Consider the following 13,279-nt stretch of genomic DNA (forward strand, 5'->3'; position numbering starts at 1 on the left):
CACTCCCCGCCTTCAAACACCAAACGCACCAAACCGAAACCAACACACCGGTATACGAAGGGGCGGCCGCAACGACGGTTGCGGCCGCCGCTTCATCCTGCCCACTTGACAAACTGATCCCCATATCAGCGATTTCGGCGCGGAAACGTTCGCTCGGCGAACGTGAGCGCGCCGAAATCACACGTCAGTCGCCGTCCTTGACCTTCGCCATCGCGAGCACGTCGAGGCGCTTGTCGAGCTCCTCGATCGACAGCTTGTCGCCGATCAGGCCGCGGTCGATGACCGTCTGGCGGATCGTCTTCTTCTCCTTGAGCGCTTCCTTGGCGACCTTGGCCGCCTCCTCGTAGCCGATCGCAGAGTTCAGCGGCGTCACGATCGACGGCGACGACTCGGCCTGCTCGCGGATGTGGTCCTCGTTGGCGACCAGGCCGTCGACGCACCGCTCAGCGAACAGCCGCGACACGTTGGTCAGCAGCTTGAAAGACTCCAGCAGGTTGCGGGCCATCATCGGGATGTAGACGTTGAGCTCGAACGCGCCGGACAGCCCGCCGACGGCGATGGCCGCGTCATTGCCGATGACCTGCGCGGCGACCTGCGTGACCGCCTCCGGCAGAACAGGATTGACCTTGCCGGGCATGATCGAGCTGCCCGGCTGCAGGTCGGGCAGCTGGATCTCGCCGAGCCCGGTCAGCGGCCCTGAGCCCATCCAGCGGATGTCGTTGGCGATCTTGGTCAGTGACACCGCGATGGTCTTCAACGCGCCGGACGCCTCGACCAGCCCGTCGCGTGCCGCCTGCGCCTCGAAAGAGTCCTTGGCCGTGGTCAGTTCGGCCACGCCGGTCTGGTTCACCAGCACCTCGACGACCTTGGCGCCGAACCCGTCGGGGGCGTTGAGTCCGGTGCCGACGGCGGTGCCGCCGATCGCCAGCTCGCCCAGCCGGGGCAGCGTCGCCTTCACACGTTCGATGCCGGCCTCGATCTGGCGGGCATAGCCGCCGAACTCCTGGCCGAGCGTCACCGGCACCGCGTCCATCAGGTGCGTGCGGCCCGACTTGACCGCGGTGCGCCACTGCCGCGCCTTGCCGGCCAGCGACTCGTGCAGCACCTCCAGCGCCGGAATCAGGTGCCGCACAGCAGCTTCCGTCGCCGCGATGTGTGTGGCGGTCGGGAAGGTGTCGTTCGACGACTGTGACATGTTGACGTGGTCGTTCGGGTGCACCGTGACGCCGTTCTGCGCGGCGATGCTGGCGATCACCTCGTTGGTGTTCATGTTGGAGCTGGTGCCCGACCCGGTCTGGAAGACGTCGATCGGGAACTGGTCGTCGTGGCGGCCGTCGGCGATCTCACCGGCCGCGGCGATGATCGCGTCGGCCTTCTCCGGGTCGAGCAGCCCGAGATCCTTGTTCACCTGAGCGCAGGCGCCTTTGAGCAGTCCCAGTGCCCGGATCTGGGTGCGCTCCAGGCCGCGGCCCGAGATCGGGAAGTTCTCCACCGCGCGCTGGGTCTGCGCACGCCAGAGCGCGTCGATCGGCACCCGGACCTCGCCCATGGTGTCGTGCTCGATGCGGTACTCGACGTCTTTGTCGGCCATTGTGTGATGTGTCCCTTGGGTTGTCGGAGTTCTTACGGCAGGGGATAGGCGGCGTTGCTGTCACCGGTGAAGTCGACAGCGGAGTACTCGTTGAGCTTGGACAGCCGGTGATACGCATCGATCATGCGGACGGTGCCGGACTTGCTGCGCATCACGATCGACTGGGTGGTGCAGCCGCCGCCGGAGTACCGCACACCCTGCAGCAGGTCGCCGTCGGTGACGCCGGTGGCGCAGAAGAAGACGTTCTCCCCGGACACCAGATCCTCGGTCTTCAGGACGCGGTCGACGTCGTGTCCGGCGTCGATGGCCTTCTGGCGCTCCGCGTCGTCCGTCGGCGCCAACTGGGCGTGGATGGCGCCGCCCATACAGCGGATCGCCGCCGCGGTGATGATGCCCTCGGGCGTGCCGCCGATGCCGGCCAGCATGTCGGTGCCGGAGCCGGGCCGGCACGCCGAGATCGCGCCCGCGACGTCGCCGTCGGAGATCAGCCGGATGCGGGCGCCCGCGGCGCGGACGTCGGCGATGAGCTGTTCGTGGCGCGGCCGGTCCAGGATGCACACCGTGACGTCGCGCACCGACAGCCCCTTGACCTTGGCCACCGAGCGGACGTTCTCGCCGATCGGCGCGGTGATGTCGATGGCGTCGACGGCGTCGGGGCCGACGGCGATCTTGTTCATGTAGAAGACGGCGGAGGGGTCGAACATCGCGCCTCGCTCGGCCACCGCGAGCACCGAGATCGCGTTCGGCATGCCCTTGCTCATCAGGGTGGTGCCGTCCACCGGGTCGACGGCGAAGTCGCAGTCCGGGCCGTCGCCGTTGCCGACCTCTTCGCCGTTGTAGAGCATCGGCGCGTTGTCCTTCTCACCCTCGCCGATGACGACGACACCGCGCATGGACACCGAGTTGACCAGCTCACGCATCGCGTCGACGGCCGCGCCGTCGCCGCCCTCCTTGTCGCCGCGGCCCACCCAGCGGCCCGCCGCCATGGCGCCGGCCTCGGTGACGCGGACGAGTTCGAGGGCGAGGTTGCGGTCGGGGGCCTCACGGCGGCGATCGGGCATGCGGTGATTGTCCCAGAAGCGGATGGGCCGGTGGGAGCTGGGATACTGGCAACTATGACGCAGCCGCAGCCCGCTCCCAGAGAGCCGAAGTCACGGCTGCTCCACGACGGCCGGGACATGTTCTGGTCGATCGGGCCGCTGGTGCTGGCGTGCGTCGTGCTGGCCGGTGTGCTGGGCATGTGCTCGTTCGCACCGGCCGGTCCCGGGGAGGGCCGGGTGCCGAACTTCGACGCTCCCGCCGCGCTGCGCGCCGACGCCGACGCACTGCGCATCCCGGTGCGGGTGCCGGCGCTGCCGGAGGGCTGGCGGGCCAATTCCGGTGGACGCGAGGGCATCGACGGCGGCCGCACCGATCCCGCGACCGGCCAGGCGGTGCGCGCGGTGGCGACGCGGGTCGGCTATCTGGCGCCCAACGGGATGTACCTGAGCCTGACGCAGAGCAATGCCGACGAGGACGCGCTGGTCGGCTCGATCAATCCGGACGCCTACCCGACGGGCAGCCAGGACGTCGCGGGCCGGGCGTGGGTGGTTTACGAGGGAGGCGAGGACGCGGAGCCGGTGTGGACCACGAGGCTCGACGGCGCGGGCGGCCCGGCTCAGATCGCGATCACCGGCGCCGGTGGTACAGACGAGTACCGTACGCTGGCGCAGGCCACCCAGAGTCAGCGGCCGCTGACCGTCCCCTAGCCTAGGAGCTGCGATGACCTCGCCGGAGTCGAATGTCCCCGCCGGAGCGGCTCCGGAAGCCGATCTGACCGGATGGACCCGCGAGCCGTTCACCGCAGCCGGCTACACCCACGACGTGTACCGCAGGGGTGAGGGGCCCGGTGTGGTGCTCATCCCCGAGATGCCCGGCCTGCACCCCGGCGTGCTCGCGCTCGGTAACCACCTCGTCGACAACGGCTTCACCGTCGCCGCACCGTCACTCTTCGGCACGCCGGGGCAGCCCGCCCTCGGACCGGGCGCGGTGCCGGTGCTGCTCAAGGGCTGTGTGTCCAAGGAGTTCGCGGCGTTCGCGACCAACGCCGACCGGCCGGTGGCCCACTACCTGCGCGCGCTGGCCCGCGACCTCAACGGCCGCACGCCCGGCCCCGGTGTCGGCGTGATCGGGCAGTGCTTCACCGGCGGCTTCGCGCTCGCCGCCGCCGTCGACGACAGCGTGCTGGCGCCGGTGCTCAGCCAGCCCTCGGTGCCGATACCCCTGACCGGCAAGCACAAGCGCGATCCGGGGCTCTCGGAGCGCGAACTGCGGATCGTCAAACAGCGCGCCGACGAGGACGGGCTGTGCGCGCTGGCGTTGCGGTTCAGCAAGGACCCGCTGGCTCCGGGTGAGCGGTTCCGCACTCTCAAGGACCGGCTGGGCGACGCGTTCGAGGTGATCGAGATCGACGCCGGGAAGGGCAACGAGCACGGCTTCGGCGTGATGTCGCACTCGGTGCTGACCCGCGAGGTCCGCGAGGTCGATGGGCATCCGGCCTACGAGGCGCGCAAGCGGGTGGTCGAGTTCCTCACCCGGCGTCTGGTTTCGCAGTAGCCGGTTCCGCGGCCTCGTCCGGGTCGTCGTGCTCCGGCTCGGCGGCGGGCGCCTGCCTGCGCGCGCGGGTGAGGAGCCGGCGCAACCGACCCGGTTTCTTGTCCTCGCCCTCCTCGTCGAACTGGTCCAGCGGCACGCCCTTGTAGACCGCGAGATAGACGGTGACGGTGGTGACGACGACGATCATCACCACCGGGCCGATCACGATGCCCCAGAAGCCCCACATCGCGATGCCGGCGAACACCGCCAGCAGCATCAGCGCCGAGTCCAGCCGGGCCTGCCGCGGGACGAGGATCGGCCGCAGCACGTTGTCGATGTTCGTCACCACCAGCAGGTGGAACGCGATGACGAAGATGCCGCCGAAGACGTTGCCGAACAACATCATGCCGATACCGACCGGGATGCTGAGGATGCCACCGCCCAGTGGGATCACCGACAGCGCGGTCAGCAGGATCGCGAAGATGAAGAAGCCCTCGTGGAATCCGGCGATGTAGATCGACGCGGCGCCGGCGAAGCCCTGGGCCACTGCGATCACGAACTGGCCGAAGACGGTGCCGCGCACCATCGCACCCATCTTCTCCAGGTAGAGGTCGGTGATCTCCTCGCCGAGCGGGTTCAGCTTGCGGATCACCATGACGACCTCGTCGCGGTTGGTCAGCAACGAGATGAACACGTAGAGGAAGAGCACGGCCGCGGTGACGCCGCCGACCAGACCGCCGACGGCGCCCTGCAGGATGCCCAGCAGGTACTCGCCGGCGTGCTGCGCGACTGTGGCGGTGCGTTCCTGCAACATGTCGGGCGTCACCCGGAAGTCGTCGAGGAACGGGACCTTCGCCAGCGTCTCGTTGACCACATTGAGCGCCCTGGTGCCCAGAGCTCCGAGGTCTGTCTTGCCCATCCATGCCGACACGCTGGTGACCATGCTGGTGATCTGGACGACGGCGAAGAACACCAGCCCGCTCACCGGGATGATGATCGCGCCGATCACCGCCAGCAGCGTCAGGGTCGCCGACAGGCCCGTGCCGAACCGTCGCCTGCACCGCTCGTAGAGCGGGTTGAACAGGTAGGCGACGACGGCCGCGACCACCACGAGGATGAAGAAGGTGCGCAGGAAGTAGGCGGCGAACGCCAGCGCGATCACTGTCGCGACGGCCAGCGCACGCTTCTGCGAGTCGGTGAACTCGGGACCCGGGGTCGCCATCAGTGCGCCTCGGCGAGTCGCATGACATGGCCGAGCACGTCGGGGTAGCGCTTGAGATGTGCGCCGCCGTTGAGGTCGAGGACCTCGCCGGTCAGCCAGGACGCTTGCGGCGAGCACAGGAAGACCACGGCTGCCGCGATGTCCTCGGGCGTGCCCGCCCGGCCCAGTGCGGTGTTCTCGATGTACTCCTCGACCACGCCCGGGATCGACGCGGCGGGCTCGGTCAGCGGGGTGTGCACGAAGCCGGGCGCGACGGCGTTGACGCGGATGCCGCGTGGACCCAGTTCGAGGGCGGCGACCTGGGTGAGCATCGACAGGCCCGCCTTGGCCGCGCAGTACGCACTCATCGCGGCGGCCGGCTGACGGCCGTTCAGCGACGAGATCGACACCAGCGCGCCACCTTCGGTCAACCGCCTGCCGGCGTGCTTGGCGACGATGAAGGCACCGGTGAGGCAGACGTCGATCACCGACCTCCACTGGTCGACCGGCATGTCGACGATCAGCCCGACATTGCTGAATCCGGCGCAGTTCACCACGACGTCGACCGTGCCGAGATCGTCGAACAGCCGCTGCACCGACTCCTCGTCGGTGACGTCGACGGTCGCCGCGACATGCGGGTCGCCGAGCTCACCGGCCCGGTCGCGTGCGCCGTCGGCGTTCAGGTCGGCGACCACGACCCGGCAGCCGTCGGCGGCCAGTGCCCGTGCGGTGGCCCATCCGATCCCGGAGGCGCCGCCGATGACGACGGCAGTGCGGTGCTCACTCACGAGGTGCTCCTGTCCGGGCCTGCATCGCCCCTTTGACCAGCGCTGCGTCCGGGATCGCCTGCCCGCAGAACTGGAACGTGTTGCAACAGTAGCGAACGCGGCGACGGCCGGGGAGTGCTGCGCCCCATGCAGACGCCGGCGGACGGTTGTTAGCCAGTGACCTGCGCGGCCCCGCCCCGGTCGGGTATCTCCGGTGGCAGGGACGCCGCGGGCGGCGGACGCGGGGTTTGCTCGAATTGTCCGCAAGTAATTGGTTCGTTATTGGTCGGCGGACGGTGAAAGGAAATCACCGTCTTGGAATTTGCGTGAAATCAATACCACTTGCGTAGCCCGTCAATTTCTGTGATGTACTTCGAGTGCTGTCGGGGCACTTATGGGAGGTTGTGATGACTGCGGAGATCGATGAGGCGGCCAGCGGCAACGGGTCTTCCGACATTGCCGTCGATACGCGTGTTGTGGTGCATCCGGGAACTGATCATGAAATGCGCGGCGTAGTCGTCGAAGATTTTGCTGAGCTCGCCGGAATGGCGGTCGACGTCGCGGAGAACAGGATCGTCGAGGCGGCGCGCAGGTGGGCGGTGAGCACCGACGACGGCGGTCTCGTGTTCGTCGACAGCGACAGTCTGGTCGCAGAGACCTACGAATAGGGTCAGCGCCTGACGCACCGGAAGCCGATGTGGCTCATGCCGGTGTCCACCGGCTGTGGCCGTCGCGCCGCAGGCCGGTATCGGCTGCAGTAACTGTCTGCACACAGGAACGAGCCACCCTTGACCACCCTGCGGGGCACGGCGAACTGCGGCTGCGCAGGGTCGTAGGAGTCCTCCGCGCAGCACGGTGTCGCGGTCCGGTCGCTGCCGAACCAGTCGGCGGTCCACTCCCACACGTTGCCTGCCATGTCGAAGAGGCCGTACCCGTTCGGTGGGAAGCTGCCCACCGGCTTGGTTGTGCCGTAACCGGTTTCGGGTAGGTACGGGAACTCGCCGTGCCAGTAGTTGGCCAGCTGCCGGTCGCGGCCCTCCGGCTCGTCACCCCAGGTGTAGGCGGCCCCGGCGAGTCCGCCGCGCGCCGCGGTCTCCCACTCGGGTTCGGTCGGCAGCGCCCTGCCCGCCCATTGCGCGTAGGCCTGGGCGTCTTCGTAGGCGACGTGCACCACCGGATGCTGCTCGCGGCCCTTCAGCGACGACCTCGGCCCGCGGGGGTGCTTCCAGCAGGCCCCGGGAGTCCATGTCCACCACTGGTTGAGGTGCCGCAGGTCCACCGGGCCCGCCGTCCTGGTGAACACCATCGACCCCGGTTGCAGGTTCTGCGGCGGCGCACCGGGGAAGTCGGCGGGGTCGAGCGGCCGCTCGGCGACGGTGACGTAGCCTGTCGCGTCGACGAATTCGGCGAACCGGGCGTTGGTGACCTGGTGGGCCTCGATCCAGAAGCCGTCGACGTCGACCTCGCGCGCCGGCGCTTCCTCGGGGTAGTGGTCGTCGGAGCCGAGCACCACTCGCTGCGCCGGGATCCGGATCAGGTCGTCAGTCACAGGCCTCTGTGACGACGCCGCTGCCTGCGCCGGTACCGAACACGCCGGACCAGTCGTCGCGCATGCTGATCACCGTCCAGCCGTAGGCCGCGGCATGCTCGAGTGCGCGCTCCGCGCCTGCGGTGTACGCGAATTCGCGTTCACCGTCGTCGTGGTTGACCAGCAGCCGCAGCCCACGGGTGTACTGCAGCATCTCGTCGTCGCCGTTGGAGTTCCCCGCGGCCAGGATCGGCCGCCGTCCGATGCGGCTCCAGATCCGGACCGGCTTCTCCGGCCCGTCGTCGAAGATGTCGAGCACCGGTTCGATCAGCAGGTCGCCCTCGCCGTCGGCGCCGTCGAAGCGCAGGCCCTGCGCGCTGCCCACCACCCGTTCCGGCGGGATGCCGTAGATCGCCGACGTGACCGGTCGCATGAAGTCGCGGCCGCCGCCGGAGACGATGTAGCAGGTGAACCCGTTCGATTCGAGGTAGCGCAACAACTCGACCATTGGCGCATAGGTGCACTCGACGTAGGGCCGGTCGAGGGTGGGATGTCTGGCGTCGGCGAAGAACGCCGAGACCAGGGCGGCGTGGTCCTGCACCGTCATCGTGGCGTGCAGCGCCATCACCGCGCCGGCAAGGGTTTTCAGGTCGGCGTCGTCACCCTGGTAGTGCTTGGTGATCGCTCCGCCGAACCATGCCAGGTCACCCGACAGGGCCGCCTGATACGGCTGCTGGTCGGCCAGCGAGGAGTCGGCCGAGGCCTTCTCCGCGAGCCTGCGCACGATGAAGTCGAGCTGGATGTACATCGGCTTCTCGCACCACAGGGTGCCGTCGTTGTCGAAGACGGCGATGCGCTCCTCCGGCTCCGTGTAGTCCGGGGTGCCCTTGGTCGCGACGGCGTCGACGAAGGCGATGATCGCCGACTTGGTCGGACCGTCGTTCCAGTGGTTGAGCATCAGCCCCCTCGGGTCGCGAGGAACTTCTCGAGTTCTTCGACCGCGTGGTTGATGGTGAACGACGACGGTTCCTGCCGCGGCGGGAACTCCCTGAACGTCTGCAAGAATTGGGTGGCGATGGCGGAGCCGTAGAGGACCAGATAGATGCGGTCGATCATCCAGTCCCAGTAGGTGTTCGACGTGATGTCCGCGCGCTCGTACGGGTCGGTGCGGAGGTTGAACAGCTTCGGGGCCCGCAACTTGGTGAACGGTTCGAACCAGATCTGCAGGGTGCCCTCGCACCGTTGCTCCTGGAATACCACCTTCCAGTTCTCGGCGCGGATGCCCAGCACGTCGCAGTCGTCGGAGAAGTAGATCATCCCTCGCCGCGGGCTCTTCTCGACCACCCCGGTCAGGTACGGCAGCAGGTCGTAGCCGTCGATGTGCACCTTGTAGGTCATGTCGCCGATGGTGTGGCCGGACTTGAGTTTGTCGATGATGCCCGGATCGCCCGCCGCCGACAGGAACGTGGGCAGCCAGTCGTGGTGCTGAACGATCTCGTTGGACACCGTCTGCGGCTTGATCCTCCCAGGCCAGCGGATCATCTCCGGCACGCGGAAGGCGCCCTCCCAGTTGCTCGCCTTCTCGCTGCGGAAGGGGGTGGTCGCGCCGTCGGGCCAGCTGTTGGCGTGCGGCCCGTTGTCCGTCGAGTAGATGACGATGGTGTCCTCGGCGATGCCGAGTTCGTCGAGGAGGTCGAGCAGCTGACCGACGTTGCGGTCGTGGTCGATCATCGTGTCGTGGTACGGCGACTGCCAGCGGCCGGCCTGCCCGAGGCTCTCTGGCTTGGTGTGCGTCCGGAAGTGCATGTGCGTCATGTTCATCCAGACGAAGAACGGCGTCTCGGCCTCGTGCTGGCGCTTGATGAAATCGGCACAGGCGCCGGTCGTTTCGTCGTCGATGGTCTCCATGCGCAGTTTGGTCAGCGGCCCGGTGTCCTCGATGCGCTGCTTACCGACGGGACCGTATCGTTCGTCGACTTCGTCGTTTTCCTCGTCGGTGGCCCAGGAGTGGATGACTCCGCGCGGCAACAGGCGCGCACGCATCAGAGGTGCCTCCTCCGCGGTGGGGTAGTCGGCGTTCTCCGGCTCCTCCTCGGCGTTGAGGTGATAGAGGTTGCCGAAGAACTCGTCGAAGCCGTGGGCGGTGGGCAGGTACTTGTTGAGATCCCCGAGGTGGTTCTTGCCGAATTGTCCTGTGGCGTAACCCAGCGGCTTGAGGAGTTCGGCGATCGTCGGGTCCTCCTTCTGGAGCCCGATGTCGACGCCCGGCATGCCGACCTTGCTCATCCCGGTGCGGTACACGCTCTGGCCGGTGATGAACGACGACCGGCCGGCCGTGCAGCTCTGCTCGCCGTAGGAGTCGGTGAAGAGCATCCCCTCGTTGGCGATGCGGTCGATGTTGGGAGTGAAGTAGCCCATCATGCCGCGGCTGTAGCAGCTCAGATTCGAGATGCCGATGTCGTCGCCCCAGATGACCAGGATGTTCGGCTTGCTGTCGGGCACGGTGTCAGTCCTTTGCTAGGAAGTCTTCGAGCTTCTTGACGATCTGGTCGATGCTGAAACTGGCCGGTGGGTGCCGCGGCGGGAACTCCTTGAACGTGTCGAGGAACGCCGAGCACATGGCCGTCGCATAGAAGACGAAGAAGTCTCGATGCATGAACCAGTCGTAGTAGGTGTTGGAGGTGATGTCGGCGTACTCGAACGGATCGGTGCGCAGGTTGAACAGTTTGGGTACTCGCAACTCCGTGAACGGCTCCGCCCAGATGCGCAGCGTGCCCTGGCAGCGCTGTTCGGCGAAGACAATCTTCCAGTTCTCGAACCGCATCGCCACCAGTTCGGCGTCGTCGTTGAAGTAGAAGAAGCCGCGCCGCGGGCTGTGTTCCGCCTCGCCGGTCAGATAGGGCAGCAGATTGAAGCCGTCGATGTGCACCTTGTACTCGGTGTCGCCGTCGGCCCCGGCCCTGTGACCATTTTTCAGCTTGTCGCTGATATCGGGGTCGCCCGCGGCGGCGAGCAGCGTCGGCAGCCAGTCATGATGCTGGACGATGTCGTTGGACACGCTGCCCGCTTTGATCTTTCCTGGCCAGCGGATCAGTTCCGGCACCCGGTAGGCGCCCTCCCAGTTGGTGTTCTTCTCACTGCGGAAAGGCGTGGTGCCCGCATCCGGCCAGCTGTTGCGGTGCGGCCCGTTGTCGGTGGAGTAGATGACGACGGTGTCGTCGGCGATGCCGAGTTCGTCCAGCACGTCGAGGACGGTGCCCACGTTGCGGTCGTGGTCGATCATGGTGTCGTGGTACTCGGACTGCCACAGTCCGGCCTGCCCACGGCTCTCCGGCTTGGTGTGGGTGAATGCATGCATGTGGGTGAAGTTGCACCAGACGAAGAACGGCTTGCTCGCGTCGTGCTGGCGCTTGATGTACTGGACGGTGGCGTCGGCGATGTCGTCGTCGATCGTCTCCATCCGTTTGGCGGTCAGCGGGCCGGTGTCCTCGATCGTCTGTTTGCCGACCGGACCGAACTTCGGATCGTCGGGTTCGGTCGACACCTCTTCGGTGGCCTTGCACTTGAGCACACCGCGCGGTAGGGCGAACTCATGCAGGCGCGGGAACTGGTCCTTATGGGGGTAGTCGAACTGCTCGGGTTCCTCTTCGGCGTTGAGGTGGTAGAGATTGCCGAAGAACTCGTCGAACCCGTGCACCGTCGGCAGATGCTTGTTCTTGTCGCCGAAGTGGTTCTTGCCGAATTGGCCGGTGGAGTAACCGAGCGGTTTGAGCAACTCGGCGATGGTGGGATCCTCGGCGGCCCAGCCGATGTCGGCGCCAGGGATGCCGACCTTGCTCATCCCGGTGCGGTACACGCTCTGTCCACTGATGAACGCCGCGCGTCCGGCGGTGCAACTCTGCTCGCCGTAGCTGTCGGTGAACCGCATGCCTTCGGCGGCGATGCGGTCGATGTTGGGGGTGCGGTAGCCCATCATGCCGTCGCTGTAGCAACTCAGGTTCGAGATCCCGATGTCGTCGCCCCAGATGACCAGGATGTTCGGCTTACCGTTCGGCACGGCGACTCCTCCTAATCGACGGTCGCCTCGACTCTAGGGCGATCCGCGCTGGAAAAGGTCGACTTGCCGCTTAAGAAATGTGAATTCTCGGCCGACCGCACGGAAGGCGCTCGACCGGTCGCCGTCTGCTGCCGCCTCCCCGGTGGGCGGGAACAATCGTTGCGGGGAGGCGTATTTGGAGTCTGTGCGCCGCCCAGATGATCAGGCCCGTGCGGGCACCGGCTGCGCGGCCTTGAGTTCGTTGTACAGGTCGACGTAGTAGGGCAGGCATTCCTGCAGCGCCTGCTCGGTGGTGAACAGCGGCCGGTATCCGAGGTCGCGCTCGGCCTTGGCGATCGAGAAGTAGTTGTCGAGGTAGAGCCGTTCCACGCCGAGCGGTTCCAGCGGTGGCTTGGCGATGCCGAGGCGGAAGTGCAGCCACTGCCAGATCGTCATCACCAGCCACACCAGCTTGCCGGGCACCCGCACCTTGGGCCACTTCTCGCCGCAGGCCTGCACCACCGGGCGGGCGAACTCGAACATGTTGATCGGCTCGCCGTCGTTGATGAAGTAGGCCTGGCCGGGCGCGGTGCCGCCGGGCACCAAGTGTTGGCCGGCCAAAATGAAACCGTGAATCAGGTTGTGCACGTAGGAGTTGTCGAGCTTGACCTGCTCGCTGCCGATCAGCACCTTGACGTGGCCGGCCAGCACCCCCTCGAAGACCTTGCGGAACATCGTCTTGTCGCCGCGACCCCAGATGCCGCTCGGCCGGATCGAGCAGGTGAGCATCCCGTCGACCCCGTTCTGGGACAGCACGAACCGCTCGGCGGCCACCTTGGTCTCGGTGTAGAGGTCGTTGAACCGCGCGGTGTAGGGCAGGGTCTCTTCGCCGTTGGCGATCGGCCGGCCGCCCATCACCACGCTGTTGGACGCCGTGTACACGAACCGCTTGACACCGGCCGCGCGCGCGGCGCGCACCAGTTTCTCGGTGCCGCCGACGTTGACGGCGAAGCTGCGCTCCCGGTACTCCTCGGTGACCGACGCCCCGCCCATCAGGTCGATGATCGCGGCGGTGTGGATGACCGTGTCGATCCCGGCGACGGCGGCCGCGACGGTGTCCTCGTCGCAGATGTCGCCCTCGACCGTCTCCAGCCCGGGACGGCCGGCCAGCGCCGACGGCACCCGGTCGAAGGAGCGGACCTGGTGGCCCCTGTCGAGCAGCTCGGTCACCAGGTTGCAGCCCACGAACCCGGAGCCGCCGGTCACCAGCACTCGGCCCAGTTCAGTCGTCAACGATGCATCGCCCATGCGGCGACTATAACTGAAACGTGTTCTAGTTTGAAGCGCGTCGACAGAAATTCCGCCGGGATCAGGCGTCCTCGGCGTCCCGGGCGGCCAGGGCGTCGGCCACCCGCTTACGCGCGCCAGCCAGGTGCTCCTCGCAGCATTTGGCCAGCTCTTCGCCTCTTTCCCAAAGCTTGAGCGAGGCGTCGAGATCCAGTCCGCCCTGCTCGAGACGTTGCACGACGTCGATCAGCTCGTCGCGGGCCTCTTCGTACCCCATCTGACTAATGGGCTTCAT

General features: G+C 67.1%; 13 protein-coding genes. 3 read left to right on the forward strand and 10 right to left on the reverse strand.

What is annotated here, in order from left to right; translation table 11 throughout:
- Positions 1–184: 184 nt before the first annotated feature.
- Both ACPCHZ_RS20455 and glpX read right to left on the reverse strand, forming a co-directional pair.
- Entirely contained in the window at positions 185–1,591 is a 1,407-nt protein-coding gene (locus tag ACPCHZ_RS20455) for a class II fumarate hydratase (RefSeq protein WP_364974540.1), read from the reverse strand.
- Between the two features lie 32 nt (positions 1,592–1,623).
- Entirely contained in the window at positions 1,624–2,652 is a 1,029-nt protein-coding gene (gene glpX / locus ACPCHZ_RS20460) for a class II fructose-bisphosphatase (RefSeq protein WP_364974537.1), read from the reverse strand.
- A 54-nt stretch (positions 2,653–2,706) separates the two neighbouring features.
- On the opposite strand from glpX, the gene ACPCHZ_RS20465 reads away from it, so the two are divergent.
- Both ACPCHZ_RS20465 and ACPCHZ_RS20470 read left to right on the forward strand, forming a co-directional pair.
- Positions 2,707–3,339, forward strand: coding sequence for a DUF4245 domain-containing protein (locus ACPCHZ_RS20465; protein ID WP_423486418.1), 633 nt, complete (start codon positions 2,707–2,709; stop codon positions 3,337–3,339).
- A gap of 13 nt (positions 3,340–3,352) precedes the next feature.
- The gene (locus ACPCHZ_RS20470) at positions 3,353–4,186 is read left to right on the forward strand and encodes a dienelactone hydrolase family protein (RefSeq protein WP_423486419.1); all 834 of its coding nucleotides are present in this window, start codon (positions 3,353–3,355) and stop codon (positions 4,184–4,186) included.
- On the opposite strand, the gene ACPCHZ_RS20475 is transcribed toward ACPCHZ_RS20470, so the two are convergent.
- The gene (locus ACPCHZ_RS20475; RefSeq protein ID WP_423486420.1) at positions 4,161–5,387 is read right to left on the reverse strand and encodes an AI-2E family transporter; all 1,227 of its coding nucleotides are present in this window, start codon (positions 5,385–5,387) and stop codon (positions 4,161–4,163) included. The genes ACPCHZ_RS20470 and ACPCHZ_RS20475 overlap by 26 nt on opposite strands.
- A complete protein-coding gene (locus tag ACPCHZ_RS20480; protein WP_423486421.1) occupies positions 5,387–6,154 on the reverse strand; it encodes an SDR family NAD(P)-dependent oxidoreductase in 768 nt (255 codons plus the stop codon). The genes ACPCHZ_RS20475 and ACPCHZ_RS20480 overlap by 1 nt, the downstream gene beginning before the upstream one ends.
- Before the next feature lie 386 nt (positions 6,155–6,540).
- Here ACPCHZ_RS20480 and ACPCHZ_RS20485 point away from each other — a divergent pair, with 386 nt between their 5' ends.
- The gene (locus ACPCHZ_RS20485; RefSeq protein ID WP_423486422.1) at positions 6,541–6,801 is read left to right on the forward strand and encodes a hypothetical protein; all 261 of its coding nucleotides are present in this window, start codon (positions 6,541–6,543) and stop codon (positions 6,799–6,801) included.
- A gap of 2 nt (positions 6,802–6,803) precedes the next feature.
- On the opposite strand, the gene ACPCHZ_RS20490 is transcribed toward ACPCHZ_RS20485, so the two are convergent.
- The 6 genes from ACPCHZ_RS20490 to ACPCHZ_RS20515 all read right to left on the reverse strand — a co-directional run bounded on the left by ACPCHZ_RS20490 (position 6,804) and on the right by ACPCHZ_RS20515 (position 13,279).
- Positions 6,804–7,682 (reverse strand): formylglycine-generating enzyme family protein, encoded by an 879-nt coding sequence (locus tag ACPCHZ_RS20490; protein ID WP_423486423.1) that lies wholly within the window; start codon positions 7,680–7,682, stop codon positions 6,804–6,806.
- Entirely contained in the window at positions 7,675–8,619 is a 945-nt protein-coding gene (locus ACPCHZ_RS20495) for an HAD family hydrolase (RefSeq protein ID WP_423486424.1), read from the reverse strand. The genes ACPCHZ_RS20490 and ACPCHZ_RS20495 overlap by 8 nt, the downstream gene beginning before the upstream one ends.
- Positions 8,619–10,163, reverse strand: coding sequence for an arylsulfatase (locus ACPCHZ_RS20500; RefSeq protein ID WP_423486425.1), 1,545 nt, complete (start codon positions 10,161–10,163; stop codon positions 8,619–8,621). The genes ACPCHZ_RS20495 and ACPCHZ_RS20500 overlap by 1 nt, the downstream gene beginning before the upstream one ends.
- A 4-nt stretch (positions 10,164–10,167) precedes the next feature.
- Positions 10,168–11,718 carry an arylsulfatase gene (locus ACPCHZ_RS20505; protein WP_423486426.1) on the reverse strand — a complete coding sequence of 517 codons (1,551 nt, stop codon included), beginning with the start codon at positions 11,716–11,718 and terminating at the stop codon, positions 10,168–10,170.
- 201 nt (positions 11,719–11,919) lie between these two features.
- On the reverse strand, positions 11,920–13,005 hold the full coding sequence (locus tag ACPCHZ_RS20510; RefSeq protein ID WP_423486427.1) for a 3-beta-hydroxysteroid dehydrogenase: 1,086 nt from the start codon (positions 13,003–13,005) through the stop codon (positions 11,920–11,922).
- Positions 13,006–13,066: 61 nt separating this feature from the next.
- Entirely contained in the window at positions 13,067–13,279 is a 213-nt protein-coding gene (locus ACPCHZ_RS20515) for an exodeoxyribonuclease VII small subunit (RefSeq protein ID WP_264012761.1), read from the reverse strand.

The organism is Mycobacterium sp. NPDC050041, assembly GCF_049541695.1.
In the GTDB taxonomy this organism is placed as follows: domain Bacteria; phylum Actinomycetota; class Actinomycetes; order Mycobacteriales; family Mycobacteriaceae; genus Mycobacterium.